This window comes from Massilia sp. ST3 (assembly GCF_018119405.1).
Taxonomy (GTDB): domain Bacteria; phylum Pseudomonadota; class Gammaproteobacteria; order Burkholderiales; family Burkholderiaceae_D; genus Telluria.
The window spans coordinates 1-16,831 of sequence record NZ_JAGPWC010000036.1 but is presented as its reverse complement, the minus strand read 5'-3'; the positions used below and the strand labels follow the sequence as shown (position 1 = coordinate 16,831).

The window sequence follows — 16,831 nt, the reverse complement described above, 5'->3', positions numbered from 1 at the left end:
TTACGCCGCCTTCGCAGCCCGCAAGAGCGCCTCGATCCCCTGCGGCGACACCGGCCGCGAGAAGCAGTAGCCCTGCATCTGGTCGCAGCCGCGCGCCGACAGGATCGCCAGCTGCTCGGCGGTCTCCACGCCTTCCGCGATCACGTTCAGCTTCATCGAATGCGCCAGCGCGATCACGGCGTTGACGATGGCCGCGTCGTCCGCGTCCTGGGTCAGGTCCATCACGAAGGAGCGGTCGATCTTGAGGCTGTGGATGGGGAAGCGCTTCAGGCTCGCCAGGCTGGAGTAGCCGGTGCCGAAGTCGTCGATCGCCAGCTGCACGCCCATCTCGGCCAGGCGCGCCATGGTCTCGGTGGCGGCCACCGGGTTTTCCATCAGCACGCTCTCGGTAATCTCGAGCGTCAGGTAGCGCGGGTCGCAGCCGGTGCGGGCGATCAGCATGGCCACCTGGTGAGCCACGTCCTGGCCCAGGAACTGGCGCGCCGACAGGTTGACGCTGATGCGCACCGGCGGCAGGCCCTGGCGGCGCCAGGCCACCTGCTGCTCCATGGCGGTGGCCAGCACCCATTCGCCGATCGGCACGATCAGGCCGGTCTCCTCGGCCAGCGGGATGAAGTCGGCCGGCGACACCATGGGCTGGCCCTGCGGCTGCCAGCGCAGCAGCGCCTCGACGCCGCTGACGGCGCCGCTGCCGATGTCCACCACAGGCTGGTAGTGCAGCAGGAACTCCTGGCGCTGCAGGGCGCGCTGCAGGGCGCCCTCCATGCGCAGGTGCTCGAAGGCCTGGGCGCCCATGTCGGCCATGTAGAAGCTGTAGTGGTGGCCGCCCTGCCCCTTGGAACGGTACATGGCGGTATCGGCGTTCTTGAGCAGCGTGGCGCTGTCCTGGCCGTCGCGCGGATACATGGCGATGCCGATCGAGCCGGTCGGGAACACCTCCTGGCCGCACAGGACCAGGGGCTGGAACAGGTTTTCCAGCAGCTTCTCGGCCACGGTGGCGGCATCCTCCTCGCCGGCCAGGTCGGGCAGCACCACCACGAATTCGTCGCCGCCCTGGCGCGCCACGGTGTCGCTGTCGCGCAGGGTCGAGGACAGGCGGTGCGCGATCTCGACGATCATGCGGTCGCCGGCATCGTGCCCAAGGCTGTCGTTGACATGCTTGAAGCGGTCCAGGTCGATGAACATTACCGCCACCTGGCTGCCGTTGCGGTGCGCGTGCGCGATCGCCTGGGCCAGGCGGTCCTGCAGCAGCGCGCGGTTCGGCAGGCCGGTGAGCGCGTCATGGTTGGCCATGCGCAGCAGCGCTTCCTCGGCCAGCTTGCGGCGCGAGATGTCCTTCACTACCGAAATGAAGCGCTGGTCGCCGTGCGGGTCGCGCATCACCGAGACGCTGACGTTGACCCAGACCGTGGTGCCGTCGCGCCGCATCAGGCGCTTCTCGCGCTGGTAGTCGTTGATCTCGCCCGCCTTCAGGCGCCGGATCAGGGCCAGCTCGTCGGGCAGGTCTTCCTCGCAGGTGAGCTGCTGGAAGAAGCGCTGCAGCAGCTCGACCTCGGTATAGCCGAGGATCTGCGACATCTTGCGGTTCACGCGCAGCAGGCGGCCGTCGCTCGAGAGCAGGACAATGCCGACCGCGGCCTGGTTGAAGGTCAGGCGGAAGAATTCCTCGCTCTCCTGCAGGCGCAGGCGCGCCTTGCGGCGGAAGGTGACGTCCTGGCCGATCAGGAGCAGCAGCTGGCCGCCCGCCTGCTGGGTGCGGCGGATGTTGAACTCGACGTAGCGCAGGCCGTCGGCGCGCCCGTCCAGGGTCACCAGCACGTTGTCCTGCGGCGCGCCGGAACGCAGTGCCTCGGCCAGGCGCTCGCCCAGCTCCTCTCCGGGAATCAGCTGCTCGAGCGGATAGCCGGCGGCGGCCGCGTCTTCCGGCGCGTCCAGCAGGTCGGCCATCATCCGGTTCATCGAGCGCACCCGGCGGTCGGCGTCGACCACCAGCAGCCCGGCGGGCATGCCGTCGATGACCTGCTCCAGGTAGTTCTGGTTCTGCAGCATGCTGCGCTGGGCTGCGTGCGCGTAGGTGTCCAGCGCCAGGCCCATGTCGAAGTACACGACCTTGAGCACGGCGTCGATCGCCGCGGTGCAGCGCTGCGGCTCGTGCTGCAGCCGCGACCACAGCATGTCGACGATCTCGGACAGGTACTTGCGGTAGGCGCCGATGTACCACTTGGGTTCGAGACCGATGCGCTGGTGCGCCACGCCGACCCGCAGGCGTTCGCGGATATACGGTTCGCCATACTCGCCGGCGGTCAGGCTGCTGAAATAGTCCGACTGCGCGTGGCGCAGCGCCTGCATGGCGTCTTCGTCCCCGAGCATGCCGCGGGTGTGGGCGTGGCGCAGCAGGTGGTCGTAGAACTCGCCTGAAAAGCGCTCGCGCTCCTGCTCGAGCATGGCGTGCACGTCGCGCAGGGCGGCGATATCGGCCTCGCGGAACTCCAGGAAGGCCTTGCGCGCCGCGACTTCGTCGCCATCGAGCCCGATCTCGCGGGCGATCGCCTCGAGCATGTTCATCCCCTCCCTCATGCGCGCCTCCGCGCGCGGGCATGCCGCACCTGATTGTGCATCGTTGCGTGTCTGGTCTGGGATGTCATGGGAAAAGCGCCTGCTGCCGGGGTTGGCGGAACGGATGGTTGGCTAAATGGCTATCTCCGTTGCATCATAGCAAACCATCCGGGAGGAGATCGAGTAAATACCGCGGCACTGTTGTTTATTTGCCTTATTGGCAGCAGGGTTATTCCTCGCAAATTGGGCCGGCGTTGAAGTTTTGAAATGACGCAATATCTTGGGTGCATTGCGGCAGGACAGTAGGCGGACCACAACCCCCAGGAGGCATCATGACGGGCAAACGCAGCGCCCTGCTCTTTCCCCTTGTCCTGGCCTGCGCAACGGCACAGTCAGCGGCCCAGTCCCAGCAGCCGGTCCAGGCCGGCATCGCCGTCAAGCTCGAGGCGCCGCGTCCCTCGGTCGGTCGCGGCGACGACGTGCTGGTGCGGGTGACCCTGAGCAATACCTCCAGCGTCGACCAGCACGTGCTGCGCTGGCGCACCCCGCTCGACGGGGTCCGGGCGCCCCTGTTCGAGGTGCGCCGCGACGGCCAGCCGGCGCGCTATCTCGGTGTCCGCATCAAGCGCCCCGCGCCCCAGGCGGCCGACTTCGTGCGCCTCGAGCCGGGCGCCTCGGTGACCCAGACCGTGGAATTGTCCTCGCTGTACGAAATGCACATCACGGGCGCCTACACGGTGCGCTACAGCAGTCCGGCGGCGCCGCAGCCCCAGCCAGACCTGGCGCTGCAGGCGGCGGCGGGGGAGCTGGCCTCTGGCCCGGTCAGCATCTGGGTCGAGGGCCGGCTGCCGCGCGGCGCCAAGGCCACGCCCGCGGCCGCGCCCGAGGCGGCGGGTACGGGCAGCCTGGCGTTCAGCCAGTGCTCGAACGCCCAGCAGGATCAACTGGTGGCGGCGGTGGACGCCGGCCGCGCGATGACGCTCGACGCCCATGCCTACCTGGCCGCCAAGGAGGCCTACGGTCCGCGCTACGCCACCTGGTTCGGCGCCCCCGATCTGCAGCGCGGCCAGAAGGTGGGCGCCAACTTCGCGGCCATCAAGGACGCTTTCGAGACCCGGCCGCTCGCGATCGACTGTGGCTGCGACGAGCCCTATTTCGCCTACGTGTATCCAGCCCAGCCCTACAAGATCTACGTTTGCAAGGCCTTCTGGAGCGCCGCCAACACCGGCACCGATTCGCGCGGCGGCACCCTGGTGCACGAGATGAGCCACTTCGACGCCGTGGCGGGCACGGACGACCACGTCTATGGCCAGGCCGGCGCGGCCGAACTGGCCCGGACGGCGCCCGATCGGGCGGTCAACAATGCCGATTCGCACGAGTATTTCGGGGAAAACACGCCAGTCCAGTCAAAGCGTTAGCACTGTGGATTTTGAAATGCAAGCGTGTTTCGATTGAGTGTCGGATTCCGTTGACATTTCGCAAAAAATGTCACAACTGACATGAATCAACTTTACATGGGAACTTGAATCCGTAAAGATCGTCAACGGGCTGCGTCCTGTACAGACAACTCGTCGGGGCGCGGACCGATAACGATGGCAGCAGCAAGCCGCATAACTTTCACATACGGAGAACAGACATGAGCTTGAACGGATTCTGGAAGTCGGCAGTGGGTATGGCAGCACTCGCGATGGCCTGCGGCGCAAGCGCTGCGCCAAAGGGCATCTCGATCGCAGTTGAGTCGGAAAAACACGCATTGACCCAAAACGACGACGTGGTGGTCAAGGTGACGATGACCAACACCTCGGACACCCCGCAGTATGTGCTGAAATGGCTGACCCCGTTCCAGGGTCTGGATACGCCGCTGTTCGACGTGACCCGCGACGGCGAGCCGGTCCCTTACCTGGGCCCGGTCATCAAGCGTGGCGTGCCGAAGAAGTCGGACTACTTCGTGATCAAGCCGGGCGCCTCGCACACCGTCAAGGTCGAGCTGTCGGCCCTGTACGACATGAGCGTTACCGGTGACTACAAGATCAGCTACAAGGTCGCTTCGCCGGCGCTGTTCATGAACGCCGCCGCCAAGGCCGACCGCGAGATGGAATCCAACGCCGCCACCATGTGGATCGACGCCCGCCTGCCGCGCGGCGCCACCCCGCAAGCCATCCTGGACCTGGAGGCGATGAAGCGCGACAGCGGCGTGCAGCCGGCCAGCCTGGCCTATACCAACTGCACCGCCAGCCAGCAGACCACCGTCCAGCAAGCCATGTCGGCCGGTTCCTCGATGGCGAACAGCGGTGTGACCTACATGGGCAAGACCAGCATGGGTCCGCGCTACACCAAGTGGTTCGGCGCCGTGAACAGCACCCGCCAGGCAACCGTGAAGGCCCACTTTGCGGCGATCAAGGATGCCTTCGACAACAAGCCGGTGACCGTGGACTGCGGCTGCAAGCAGAGCTACTACGCCTACGTGTACCCGACCCAGCCGTACAAGATCTACGTCTGCAAGGCCTTCTGGTCGGCGCCGATGACCGGCACGGACTCGAAGGGCGGCACCCTTGTGCATGAAATGAGCCACTTCAACGCCGTCGCCGGCACCGACGACCACATCTATGGCCAGTCGGGCGCCGCCAACCTGGCGCTGACCGATCCGAACAAGGCTGTCGACAATGCCGACAACCATGAATACTTCGGTGAGAATACGCCGGCGCTGAACTAAGCGGCCGAGGTAGCAATCGTAGCGTGGACGGCTTCGCCGCCCACGCGTTCAACGCACTCCGGCATGCCGTACGGCGGATCGGAAACGGGTTGGACGCGTGGACGGGGGACCCGTCCACGCTACGTTTACGAGCCGTGCGCTGCACGTAGGGTTGGCGGCTACGCCGCCGACGCGGTGAGAGTTTGCCGCAAGATCATCCGGCACGAAAATCGAGCCTACAACCATCACCGCGTCGGCGGGAAACCCGCCGGCCCTACTTCACCGTATAAGTGAAACGCACCGGCTCCGACGGGCTCATGCTGACTTCATCCAGCTTGTTCACGTCCGGCAGCCAGGGCCCGGGATAGGTGATGTCGTAGGCGTGCGTGCCCTTGCGGAAGGCATAGGCGCGGGTGATGTCGATCGTGTTCAGGTGCATGGTGTGCGGCTTCACGGCCAGGTAGTCGGCCGCGGTGTAGGCGGCGCGCTTGACCATCGGCCCGGCATACTCCACCTCCTTGCCGCCCTTCACTTCGCGCAGCTCGAAGCGCTTGCCCATCAGCTCGTCGTCGGCCGCCACTTCGCGCGGGACCCAGATGGTCTGCTCGCCATGGTTCTCGATGGTGACGCGCACCAGCACCTTGCCGCCGGTGGTTTCCACGTCCAGGCGATGGCGCACGGTCACGTCCGCCTCCACGGCGCCGCTTGCACCGACCAGTCCCGCCAGCGCCAGCAGTAGTGCCGGCATACTCCGTTTGACATGCATTCGTGCTCCCATGGCCGTGTGAAATAATATTTCAGCAAGCAGGCTACCACGAAATATTCTTGCAATTCTTAAATGGTGATTAGGATCGCACGATCAGGGGGCGAGCTCCCCGCCGGTTTCCGGCAGCGCCGCCAGGATCATGACCGCCACCCGGCGGTTGCGCGCCTGGCCGGCCGCGTCCGTATTCAGGGCCACCGGCCGGGTAGCAGCATAGCCGATCGCCGACAACCGCGCCTCGCCCACCCCGCTGTCGATGAACAGGCGCACCACGCTGCTGGCGCGTGCGGCCGACAGTTCCCAGTTGGATGGATAGACGGTGCTGGCGATCGGCACGTTGTCCGTATGCCCTTCGACCTCGATGCGGTGGGTATCGTTCCGCAGCAGGCCGCCGACCGAGCGCAGGACTTCCTGGGCTTCGGCCTGCAGCACCGCCTCACCCTGGCCGAACAGCACGCTGGCATTGATCTCGACGCTGACGCCGCGCGCGTTCTGGGTCACCCGCACCTGGCCCGACTTCACCAGCGGCAGCAGGGTCGCCGACAGGTCGCGCGCCAGCTCGCCCATTTTCTCGCGCTCGCGACGCGCCATCTCGTTGCGCTTGCGGTTGATGATGTGCGACAGCGGCAGCACCGGCTCGACCTGGGTGTTGACCGTGGCGGCCGCACCGCGCCCGCCGAAGGCGTCGCCCAGCGCATCCGACAGCACCCGGTACTTGCCTTCGTTGACGATCGAGATCGCATACATCACGACGAAGAAGGCGAACAGCAGGGTGATGAAGTCGGCGTAGGAGATCAGCCAGCGTTCGTGGTGCTCCTGGGGTTCCTGCTCGTCGTAGCGTTTGCGCGCCATGGCTGGGCCGGGCCTAGTGGCGCACCAGCAGGCTGGCCACGCGTTCGTCGATCACGCGCGTGTGGTCGCCGGTGGCGATGTCGTGGAAGACTTCGAGCAGGATCTCGTACTGCGCCACCTTGTCGGCGACGATGGCCTTGAGCTTGTTGCCGACCGGGTGGAAGAACAGGTTGGCCAGCCCCACCCCGTAGACGGTGGAGACAAAAGCGACCGCGATGCCCGAGCCCAAGCGCGACGGGTCGGACAGGTTTTCCATCACGTGGATCAGGCCCAGCACCGCGCCCAGGATGCCGATGGTGGGCGCATAGCCGGCCGCCGATTCCCAGATGCGGGCCGCCTGGCGCTGGGTGAATTCGTAGCCGTTGATCTCGTGCTCGAGCAGGCTGCGCAGCTTGTCGGGCTGGATGCCGTCGACCACCAGGCGCAGGCCTTTCTGGATGTAGAGGTCGGGGGTAGCCATGTACTGCTCCAGCGAGAGCAGGCCGTCGCGCCGCGCGGACAGGCTCCACAGCGCGATCTCGCGCGATAGCTTGTCGCGCTCGCCGCGTGGCGGGAAGAACACCCAGCGCAGCATGCGCATGCCGCGCAAGAAGGTCCTGCGCTCGCTCTGCAGCAGCACGGCGCCGGCGGTGCCGACCACCACGATGGCGAAGGCGGCCGGCTGGAACAGCGACGCAAAGCGTCCGCCGTCGAGCGTATGCCCGACGAAGACGCCGGCCAGCGCCAGGAATAAGCCGATTACGCTGGACCAGTCCACAATTGCTCCCGCAGCGCCGCGCGCAGGCGCGCCACTGCCTGGGTGTGCAGCTGCGACACCCGCGATTCGCTCACGCCCATGACGGCGCCGATTTCCTTGAGGTTCAGTTCTTCTTCGTAGTACAGGCCCATCAGCATCTTCTCGCGCGGCGGCAGGTTGTCGATGGCGTCGATCACGGCCTGGCGGAAGTCGGTGTCGAGCAGGCTGCGCAGCGGATCCTCGTCGTCCACCGCATAGCGGTCGAGGAAGCTGCCGTCGTCGTCGTCGCCGCGGAAGTCCTCGTAGTAGACAAGCTGGTGGCCGCCGCCGTCGGACAGCAGGTCCTGGTAGTCGGCCAGCGACATCTTGAGCGACTTGGCCACCTCGGATTCGCTCGGCGGACGGCCCAGGCGCTGCTGCAGCTCGTTCATCGCCGTCTCGACCTTGCGCATGTTCTGGCGGGTGCTGCGCGGCATCCAGTCGCTGTTGCGCAGCTCGTCCAGCATGGCGCCGCGGATGCGCAGCACCGCGTAGGTCTCGAACTGGGCGCCGTGGTTGTCTTCGTAGCGGTTGATGGCGTCGAGCAGGCCCATCATGCCGGCCTGTACCAGGTCATCCACTTCCACCGAAGGCGGCAGCTTGGCCTTCATGTGGTGGGCAAGACGCTTCACCAACGGCATGTGCTCCGTCAGCAAATGGTTCTTGTCCGCTTTCCCTTTGACCGTGTACATGCTTGATGCGTCGTTCTCTTCTTGGTGTTGTTGGGTGCTGCCCGGGTGCTACCTGATGACCGTTCAGTTGCCCAGGTGCGCGCCGCCGCCCTGGCGGCCGAAGCCGGGCATCGCATGCAGCGCGAACTTGCCGGCCAGCTGGCGGAAGGCGACCGACGCGCCCGCGAGCGGGAAGGCGTCGACCACGGCCCGGCCCAGGCGCGCGGCCCGGTGCAGGTACTCGTCGGCCGGCACCGAACCCATGGAACTGAGCTTGACGGCCAGGTAGCGTGTTGCCGCTGCTGACATATTATCGTATACCACCTTGGCCTCCGCCTCGGTCGCGCCCGTGACCAGGATGCCGAAGGGGCGGCGGCCCAGCTGCTGCGACAGGCGCTTGATCAGCGCATAGGCGTTGGTGATCGAGGTGGCGCTGGTCGAGACCTGGACCACGATCTCGGAACTGGCCATCAGCGGCACCGGGAAGCCGCCGTCCGGACCCAGTTCGCCGTCGACCATCACGATGCCGGCCTGCTTGGCCAGCACGTCGAAGGTCTTGGCCAGGCGGCGGGTGTCGTCGCCGCCCTGCGGCGCGCCCATCGGCACCACCGAGAAGCCCTGGGGCGCCGGATGGATCACCTGGTTGAGCGCGCATTCCTGGCGCGCGACCTGCAGCAACGAAGCCTTGCGGTTCAGGCCCAGGCGGCGCGCGACGCCGTAGTCGTATTCGCAGGCGTCGACGATCAGGACCTCATTGCCGGTCTGGGCCAGCGAGGCGCCCAGGTTGACCAGCATGGCGCCCTTGTCGTCTTCAGGCGTGGCGGAGAGGAAGGTCACGATGCGCGGGCGCGGGCCCTGCAGCATGCGGCGCAGGCCTTCGGCCTGGTCGAAGTCGAAACTAGCCAAGGGACACCTCGCGCAGGCTGCGGTCGTTCAGGGAACCGGCGCCGGACATCATCATCGGCAGGTCGGCGTCGCCGAACTGCGCGGCGGCCGCACGGTTGTTGCGGAAGGCGCGGTCGATCAGCATGGCGCGGTCGGCCAGGTGCAGGTCTTCCGGCACGCGCTGGCCGTTCGAGATGTAGTGCAGGTTGAGCTTCTGGCGGATCACGACGTCGAGCACGTTGCCGATCGAAGCGGCTTCGTCGAGCTTGGTCATGATGCAGCCGGCCAGGCCGCTGCCCTGGTAGGCGCGCACGACTTCGTTCAGGGTCTCGTTGGTCGAGGTGGAATTCAGGCACAGCAGGCGCTTCACGTCGGCGCCGGATTCGCTCAGCATCGCCACCTGCTCGGTCACCATCTGGTCGCGCTGCGACATGCCGATGGTGTCGATCAGCACGGTGTGCTTGTTCTTGAGTTCCTTGAGGGCGATGCGCAGGTCGGCCTCGTCCTTCACCGAGTGCACCATCACGCCCAGGATCTTGCCGTAGATGCGCAGCTGCTCGTGGCCGCCGATACGGTAGGCGTCGGTGGTGATCAGGGCCAGCTTGTCCGGGCCGTGGCGCATCACGCAGCGCGCGGCCAGCTTGGCGGTGGTGGTGGTCTTGCCGACGCCGGTCGGGCCGACCAGGGCGAACACGCCGCCGCGCGACAGCAGGTCGTCTTCGTTGGCGATGGTGGTCAGGTTACGCGCCAGCACGGTCTTGATCCAGCGCAGGGCGTCGGCCGCATCCTTGGTGGCCGGCATCTTCTCGATCAGGTAGCGCGCCAGGGTGGCGGAGAAGCCGGCGGCCAGCATCTCGCGCAGCACGGCGGCCTTCTGCGGCTCGCGCTGGGCGGTGGCGTTCCACGACAGTTCGGCCAGCTGGGTTTCCATCAGGCCGCGCATGGCGCGGATCTCGTTCATCATGCCGCTCATCTCGGCGGCGGCCGATTCCTTGGCCTGGGCGATGGCGGCGCTCATCATCGAGCTCATCGCGGCCATGTCGAAGGCCGGTTCGGGAGCCGGGGCGCGGCGGTTGGCGTAGGTGGCGGCGGGCTGGGCGAAGTCGGAAGCGGGTTCTTCCATGCGGGCCGGTGCGAAGGCCGGGGCCGCCTGTTCCATGCGGCGCGCGGCGAATACCGGGGCCGGCTCTTCCATGCGGCGCGACGCGAAGGCGGGCGCATGAGCCGGGGCAGCCTGGGCCAGCGGTTCCGGATCGGCGAAGTGCTGGAAATGCGGCGCCGGCTGGGCCATTTCCGAGTCAAGAGAAGGCGAGGCCAGCGAGGCCACATCGTCGTTGTCGAGCGCCAGGATTTCGACCACGCCGTCGACCGGGCGGTTGGAGAGGATGACGGCGTCAGGACCGAGGGCCTCGCGCACCTTGCGCAGGGCATCCCGGGAAGTCGCCGCCGTAAATTTCTTCACTTTCATCTTATTCTCCGCACTTCAATGTCTGACTCGCCGCGGGCGCAATGGCCCTTCCATAGCAAGCATTATTGTCGATGCCCTCAGGAAACGATCGTGGGAAAAGGATGGGGAAACCGGGCTAATTCGGCCATCAGGCCTGCGCCATGACGACTATCGAGCGCGAAATCATGCATACCTGATGTCGTTATTTTTAACACCCCGACAACATTGGACTGCTAAGTATCTGATCCTAGGAAACATTTTCTCCAGGCACGCCGAGCCCGGAGCGCGGCCGCCGCGCCCGGGTTCGCCCCTTTCGCACAAATTGCCGGCAAGCCTATTGTTGTAATTGTAAGAGCGGACAATCCGGTGCATACTGAAGACGTAGCGCACAACGTCGCAGTGTCATGGAAAGGGCAGCCGATGAAATCACGGATACCGAAGCGTCAGTCGCGGGCGTCTGATGTTGTCGCGTTCATCGACCATTGCTGCGCCGCCGTCGACAACAGCATTCCCCTGCTGCGCACCCTCTTCCTGGCCGCCGGCCTCGCCGGCGCGCTGCTGCGCACCGGCGTCGTGGCGGACTTCCTCTTCCTTACCGGCCTGTTCCTGCAGTTCTCGATCTGGTTCCAGAACTGGTGGCTGCGCAAGCCCGGCTGAATTGACGGCGCTGGAAAACAGCAAGGCGCGCCCGGAACTGGTGTCCGGTGCGCGCCTTGTCTTTTCCGGTGACGCGGCCTGGTGACCGCGCCCGCCTGCGCCTTTACATCTGCGCGCCGACCAGGCTGGTCACCCGGATGGTCTTGGTTTCCGGGATCTCCGCATGCGACAGCACCTTCAGCTGCGGCACGGCGCGGCGCAGGAAGCGCGACAGCAGCACGCGCAGCGGCGCCGGCACCAGCAGGACCGGGGTCAGGCCCATCTGTTCCTGCTGCTGGGCGGCATTCGCCGCCTGCTGGGCGATGGTGTCGGCCAGGCCCGGCTCGATGCCGGTGCCGTCGCCGCCCGCGCTCATGGCGCCCATCAGCAGGCGCTCGAGGCGGTTGTCCAGGGTCATCACCGACAGCTCGTTGGTGCCCGGGAACAGCTGCTGCACGATCGCGCGGCCCAGCGCCACCCGCACCATCGCGGTCAGCTCGCCCGGATCCTGGGTCTGGCTCGCATACTCGGACAGCGCCTCGATGATGGTGCGCATGTCGCGGATGTGCACGCCTTCCACCAGCAGGTTCTGCAGCACTTTCTGCAGGGTCGACAGCGGCACCATCTTCGGCACCAGTTCCTCGACCAGCTTCGGGGTGTCCTTGCCCAGGTGGTCGAGCAGCGCCTGCACTTCCATGCGGCCCAGCAGTTCCGAGGCGTGGGTCGTGATCAGGTGGTTCAGGTGGGTCGCCACCACGGTGCCGGCGTCGACCACGGTATAACCCATGCTCTGGGCTTCGTCGCGCAGGGCGGCGTCGATCCAGATCGCCGGCAGGCCGAAGGCCGGATCGGTGGTGACCAGGCCCGGCAAGGTGCCGCTGGCCATGCCCGGGTTGATCGCCAGGAACTGGCCGTTCATCGCCTCGCCCGCGCCCACCTCGACGCCCTTGAGCGTGATGCGGTAGGCGGAGGGCTTGAGTTCCAGGTTGTCGCGGATGTGCACCGGCGGCGCCAGGAAGCCGACTTCCTGGGCGAACTTCTTGCGGATGCCCTTGATACGCTTGAGCAGCTCGCCGCCCTGGGTCTTGTCGACCAGCGGAATCAGGCGGTAGCCCACTTCCAGGCCCAGGGTGTCGACCGGCATCACGTCCTGCCAGGTCGCTTCCTCGTTCTCGGCCGGCGCCTGGGTGGCCGCCGCAGCCTGGTCGGCCGCCGCCGCGGCCGCTTCCTGGACCGGCTTTTCCTTGGCGCGCTTGGACAGCATGTAGCCGCCGGCCAGCAGCGCGCCGCCCAGCAGCAGGAACACCAGGGTCGGCATGCCCGGGATCAGGCCCAGGCCGAAGATGATGCCGCCGGTGATGTACAGGGTTTCCGGGCGGGACAGCAGCTGGCCGGTCAGCTGCGAGCTGATGTCCTGGTCGGTCGCCACGCGCGACACCACCATACCGGCCGCGATCGAGATGATCAGCGAGGGCAGCTGGGCCACCAGGCCGTCACCGATCGCCAGCAGGGTGTAGGTGGTGGCCGCGTCGCCGACCGCCATCTCGTGCTGCACCACACCGACGATCAGGCCGCCGATGACGTTGATCAGGGTGATCATGATGCCGGCGACCGCGTCGCCCTTCACGTACTTCGAGGCACCGTCCATCGCGCCGTAGAATTCGGCTTCCTGGCCCACTTCCGCACGGCGCTGGCGCGCCTCGGCTTCGCCGATCAGGCCGGCGTTCAGGTCGGCATCGATCGCCATCTGCTTGCCCGGCATCGCGTCCAGGGCAAAGCGCGCGCCCACTTCGGCGATACGGCCCGCGCCCTTGGTCACGACCGAGAAGTTAATGATGGTCAGGATGACGAACACGACGATACCGACCGTGTAGTTACCGCCGATCAGGAAGTGGCCGAAGGCCTCGACCACCTTGCCCGCGGCTGCGCCGCCAGTATGGCCTTCGGTCAGCACAATACGGGTAGAAGCGACATTGAGCGCCAGGCGCAACATCGTGGTCACCAGCAGGATCGCCGGGAAGGCGATGAAGTCCAGCGGCTTGACCGTGTAGAGCGCGGTCAGCAGCACGATCACCGACAGGGCGATGTTAAACGTGAAAAACACGTCCAGGACGAAGGCCGGCAGTGGCAGGATCATCATTGCCAGCAGCACGATGATCAGGAAAGGCGCGGCCAGTGCGTTGCCGCCCCGTGCGCCGAGGCCGCTCATCCAGGCGGGCAATTTCATGCTGTTCATTGCATCACTCCATCATTCGAATCGGGGCGCGCGGCGCGGCGGCCAGGCTGCTGGTAAGCGGGATCGTGCGGGTCCATCTCCGGCGGCACCGCCAGCTTGCTCGGACGATCCGGGTAGGCGCCGTCACCCTTCTTGAAGGCGCGCAGCTGGTAGACATAGGCCAGCACTTCGGCCACGGCCGAGTACAGCTTCTCCGGGATTTCCTCGTCGATATCGGTGTGCTTGTACAGCGCACGGGCCAGGGCCGGGGCTTCCAGCATCGCGATCTTGTGCTCGGCGCCCAGTTCGCGGATCTTGGCGGCGACCTCGTCGACACCCTTGGCGACCACGCGCGGCGCGCCCTTCTGGCCGTCGGCGTACTTCAGCGCCACCGCATAGTGGGTCGGGTTGGTGACGATCACGTCGGCGGTAGGGACATTCTGCATCATGCGGCCGCGCGCCATCTCGCGCTGCATCTGGCGAATCTTGCCCTTGATCTGAGGATTGCCGTCCGATTCCTTGTGCTCCTGGATCATTTCCTGGCGCGTCATCTTCATCTTGTTGTTGTAGTGCCAAAGCTGGTAGGGGCCGTCGATCAGGGCCACCACGCCGAGGGCGCCGACGATGAACAGGAAGGACTTGGCGATCATCTCGCCAGCATGGGCGCTGCCGGCGTTCAGCGGCTCGACCGCCAGGCCCAGCATCGCTTCCTTCTGGCCCATGATGACGACCCAGGCGACCGCGCCGACCAGCACGGTCTTGGCGATCGCCTTCAGCAGTTCGATCAGGGAATTGGTCGAGAACATGTTGCCGATGCCCTTGATGGGGTTCAGCTTCATGAAATTGGGCATGAATGCCTTGGACGAGAACAGCCAGCCGCCGATCAGGAGCGGCGACAGCAGCGCCACCAGCATGATGGCGCCGGCGATCGGCAGGCAGGCCAGCATCACGTTCAGCACATCGTCGAAAATGCGCTCGAGCAGGATGTCCGGGTTGTAGACCTGCTCGCGGTCGAGCGAGAGGCCGGAATGCAGGGTGGCGCCAAGGCGGCCCACCAGCGAGCCGCCGAACATCCACAGGCTGGCGCCGGCGGTCATCAGGACGGTAAACGTGGCGATTTCTCGCGACCGGGGAACGTCGCCTTCTTCACGCGCTTTCTCTAGCCTTCTGGGTGAGGCCTCTTCCGTCCGTTCCGCGTCGCTGTCGTCCGCCATCCAACCACTCCTGAGTTCGCCGCGCCTTTACCCCGCGCGAAACAGATTATCGGTGGTATTGCCGTACGTCCATATTCGAAACAGGCGGAGAAAGTCCCGCTTATTCGCGGTCCTGATCTCGCTGGCGGCGCGCAACAATGGGCATGTCGATGACAGAATGCCCACCGTGCGCGCCTGAAAATGCGCTTGCCTGCTGTGCAATGGGTGGGAGTGGCCGCGAAGCGGCCGAGGGACACGGCCGCCTACAAGCTGCGGCGGACGAAGGAAGTGGCAGGCTGTTCGAGGGCGATGTCCGGCAGGCCCTTGGCCGGCTTGGCGCCCTTGCCCGCCGTGGCAGGCTGGGTGCGCACCCGCCGGATCTGGCGGCGGCGCGCGCGCCAGGCCGATGCCACCAGCCCGTACACGGCCAGGTAGAGGGCGAAGCTGGCCGCCGCGCCCTGCATCAGGATCTCGGGCGAGCCAGCGAAGCGCACGGCCAGCAGCGCCGGCACCAGGGCCACGATCCAGGAAAACGGCGAGACGCAGGCATTGCGCAGCGGCGCCGGCAGGCGGCGCAGGTAGTGCGCGGTGATGGTGGTCTTGATCAGGCTGTGCAGGTGCCAGCTGTCCGGATGGCCCGGATGGCGCCGGCACCACAGGCGGCGCACGATCGTGAACAGGGTTTCGAACACGGGATAGGCGCAGGCCAGCAGCGCGGCCCAGGACGACACCGAGGGGTTGCGCTGGACCAGCATCACGGACATCCAGGCCAGCAGGAAACCGAGCAGGTAGGCGCCGCCGTCGCCGAGGAACAGCTTGCCGAACGGGAAATTAACCAGGAAGAAACCGGCCGTCACGGCGCAGACCAGGAAGCACAGCTGGGCCAGGTGCACGTCGCCGGCGCCGAGCGCGATCAGGCCCAGGGCGCCCATGCCGATCAGGACGGTGCCGCTGGCCAGGCCGTTGAAGCCATCGATGATGTTGACCGCGTTGGCGACCCCGCCCACGGCGAAGGCGGTGAAGGCCACCGAGAACGGCAGCCAGGCCAGCAGCGCGTCGAGCGGCGCCAGGCCGCTGGCTTGCAGGCTGATGTCGGTCAGGCCCCAGCAGACGGCGCCACTGGCCATGGTCGCCAGCAGGCGCGCGCGCACCGAGACGTTGCGGGTCAGGTCTTCGGCCAGGCCGAACACGAAGGCCGGGAGCGCCGCCACCAGCACCGGCAGCAGCAGTTCCTGCTGCGGCTGCGGCAAGGCCCAGAAGGCCAGCCACAAGCCGGTCATGATCGCGGCGCCGCCGATGCGCGGCGTGGGAGTGATGTGGAATTTCTGCACGCCGTGCGTGGCGTCGAGCGAAAAGCGTCCATGCCAGCGCGTCGTGAAGACGAGCAGCAGCGAACATATCAGCGAAACGGCGAAGCCCATCTCGAGGCTGGCAAGTGACAGATCAATAATACTCATAGAACCACTTTGTTAACTCGTCAATTCTATCGCATTTCTAAATCGCCAACGTCGAGCCGTGCGCCGCCTGTTCCTGCGCAATCTGCATGTGCCCGGGCCGCAAGCCCTTGATTGTTCGAGAACAATCGGACAATTCTAGGGAGCTTGCGCCCTTTCAATCAATCGCACAGAAACTTCTCCTAATATTCCTGACAATTTGTTACAACTTTCCGCCGCTCAAATGCGCTGTTAATAATTGTTTCGACAACAGGAGAGAACAGGAATGAAACAGCGTAGTCAAAATAATAAAAGGCGTTTTCTTTTTGTCATTTTCTGTTCGATCCTGAACGCGGAAGTTTTCGGCCAGGCGGAGGTGCTCGAAGCGCGAGCGCGCCTGGCCGAGGCCGAAACCCGGCAGGCGCTGGCCGAAGCCGAGCGTGCCGAGCTGCTGGCGCGGCTGCCGCCGGCGCAGGCCAAGCCCCTGAGCGGCGCCATCGACACCCGCCAGTTCGGCGCGGCAGGCCTGGCGCGCGCCTTCGACCTGGCGCTCGATCTGGCGGCCGAGGTCTGCGCCGCCCTGCCGCCGGACCGTTCCACCCTCCTCCATGACCCGGCCACGGCACAAGGCATGGTGGCGGCGCGCAGCGTCGAGGGCGCCCTGGTGCGCCTGGGCGAGGACCTGGCCGCGCGCAACCGCGAGCTGGCGCGCT

General features: G+C 66.2%; 13 protein-coding genes and 1 pseudogene. 4 read left to right on the top strand and 10 right to left on the bottom strand.

Annotated features, from left to right (window positions below; translation table 11 throughout):
- Nucleotides 1-2,577 carry an EAL domain-containing protein gene (locus tag KBW98_RS13815; RefSeq protein WP_211520727.1) on the bottom strand — a complete coding sequence of 859 codons (2,577 nt, stop codon included), beginning with the start codon at nucleotides 2,575-2,577 and terminating at the stop codon, nucleotides 1-3.
- A gap of 311 nt (nucleotides 2,578-2,888) precedes the next feature.
- Here KBW98_RS13815 and KBW98_RS13810 point away from each other — a divergent pair, with 311 nt between their 5' ends.
- Together KBW98_RS13810 and KBW98_RS13805 are read left to right on the top strand one after the other, a co-directional pair.
- The gene (locus KBW98_RS13810; protein WP_211520726.1) at nucleotides 2,889-3,974 is read left to right on the top strand and encodes a M35 family metallo-endopeptidase; all 1,086 of its coding nucleotides are present in this window, start codon (nucleotides 2,889-2,891) and stop codon (nucleotides 3,972-3,974) included.
- Between the two features lie 335 nt (nucleotides 3,975-4,309).
- On the top strand, nucleotides 4,310-5,269 hold the full coding sequence (locus tag KBW98_RS13805; protein ID WP_229429183.1) for a M35 family metallo-endopeptidase: 960 nt from the start codon (nucleotides 4,310-4,312) through the stop codon (nucleotides 5,267-5,269).
- Between the two features lie 253 nt (nucleotides 5,270-5,522).
- Here KBW98_RS13805 and KBW98_RS13800 read toward each other — a convergent pair whose 3' ends face one another.
- From KBW98_RS13800 to flhF, 6 genes are all read right to left on the bottom strand, one after another.
- The gene (locus tag KBW98_RS13800; protein WP_211520724.1) at nucleotides 5,523-5,996 is read right to left on the bottom strand and encodes a hypothetical protein; all 474 of its coding nucleotides are present in this window, start codon (nucleotides 5,994-5,996) and stop codon (nucleotides 5,523-5,525) included.
- 111 nt (nucleotides 5,997-6,107) lie between these two features.
- The gene (gene motD / locus KBW98_RS13795; protein WP_211520723.1) at nucleotides 6,108-6,863 is read right to left on the bottom strand and encodes a flagellar motor protein MotD; all 756 of its coding nucleotides are present in this window, start codon (nucleotides 6,861-6,863) and stop codon (nucleotides 6,108-6,110) included.
- A gap of 13 nt (nucleotides 6,864-6,876) precedes the next feature.
- A complete protein-coding gene (locus tag KBW98_RS13790; RefSeq protein ID WP_211520722.1) occupies nucleotides 6,877-7,620 on the bottom strand; it encodes a flagellar motor protein in 744 nt (247 codons plus the stop codon).
- Nucleotides 7,602-8,330 carry an RNA polymerase sigma factor FliA gene (locus KBW98_RS13785; RefSeq protein ID WP_211520721.1) on the bottom strand — a complete coding sequence of 243 codons (729 nt, stop codon included), beginning with the start codon at nucleotides 8,328-8,330 and terminating at the stop codon, nucleotides 7,602-7,604. Before KBW98_RS13785 ends, KBW98_RS13790 begins: the two co-directional genes overlap by 19 nt.
- Before the next feature lie 63 nt (nucleotides 8,331-8,393).
- Entirely contained in the window at nucleotides 8,394-9,215 is an 822-nt protein-coding gene (locus KBW98_RS13780) for an antiactivator of flagellar biosynthesis FleN protein (protein WP_211520720.1), read from the bottom strand.
- Nucleotides 9,208-10,662, bottom strand: coding sequence for a flagellar biosynthesis protein FlhF (gene flhF / locus KBW98_RS13775; protein ID WP_211520719.1), 1,455 nt, complete (start codon nucleotides 10,660-10,662; stop codon nucleotides 9,208-9,210). The genes KBW98_RS13780 and flhF overlap by 8 nt, the downstream gene beginning before the upstream one ends.
- Before the next feature lie 399 nt (nucleotides 10,663-11,061).
- Here flhF and KBW98_RS13770 point away from each other — a divergent pair, with 399 nt between their 5' ends.
- On the top strand, nucleotides 11,062-11,298 hold the full coding sequence (locus KBW98_RS13770; protein WP_211520718.1) for a hypothetical protein: 237 nt from the start codon (nucleotides 11,062-11,064) through the stop codon (nucleotides 11,296-11,298).
- Nucleotides 11,299-11,401: 103 nt separating this feature from the next.
- Here the strand turns inward: KBW98_RS13770 and flhA are convergent, their stop codons facing one another.
- From flhA to KBW98_RS13755, 3 genes are all read right to left on the bottom strand, one after another.
- Nucleotides 11,402-13,513 carry a flagellar biosynthesis protein FlhA gene (flhA, locus tag KBW98_RS13765; protein ID WP_211520717.1) on the bottom strand — a complete coding sequence of 704 codons (2,112 nt, stop codon included), beginning with the start codon at nucleotides 13,511-13,513 and terminating at the stop codon, nucleotides 11,402-11,404.
- Nucleotides 13,510-14,706, bottom strand: coding sequence for a flagellar biosynthesis protein FlhB (gene flhB / locus KBW98_RS13760; protein WP_211520716.1), 1,197 nt, complete (start codon nucleotides 14,704-14,706; stop codon nucleotides 13,510-13,512). The genes flhA and flhB overlap by 4 nt, the downstream gene beginning before the upstream one ends.
- Nucleotides 14,707-14,948: 242 nt before the next feature.
- Nucleotides 14,949-16,142 (bottom strand): glycosyltransferase, encoded by a 1,194-nt coding sequence (locus KBW98_RS13755; RefSeq protein WP_211520715.1) that lies wholly within the window; start codon nucleotides 16,140-16,142, stop codon nucleotides 14,949-14,951.
- Nucleotides 16,143-16,494: 352 nt separating this feature from the next.
- On the opposite strand from KBW98_RS13755, the pseudogene KBW98_RS13750 reads away from it, so the two are divergent.
- Nucleotides 16,495-16,831: pseudogene (locus tag KBW98_RS13750) on the top strand (hypothetical protein); the annotation flags it as partial.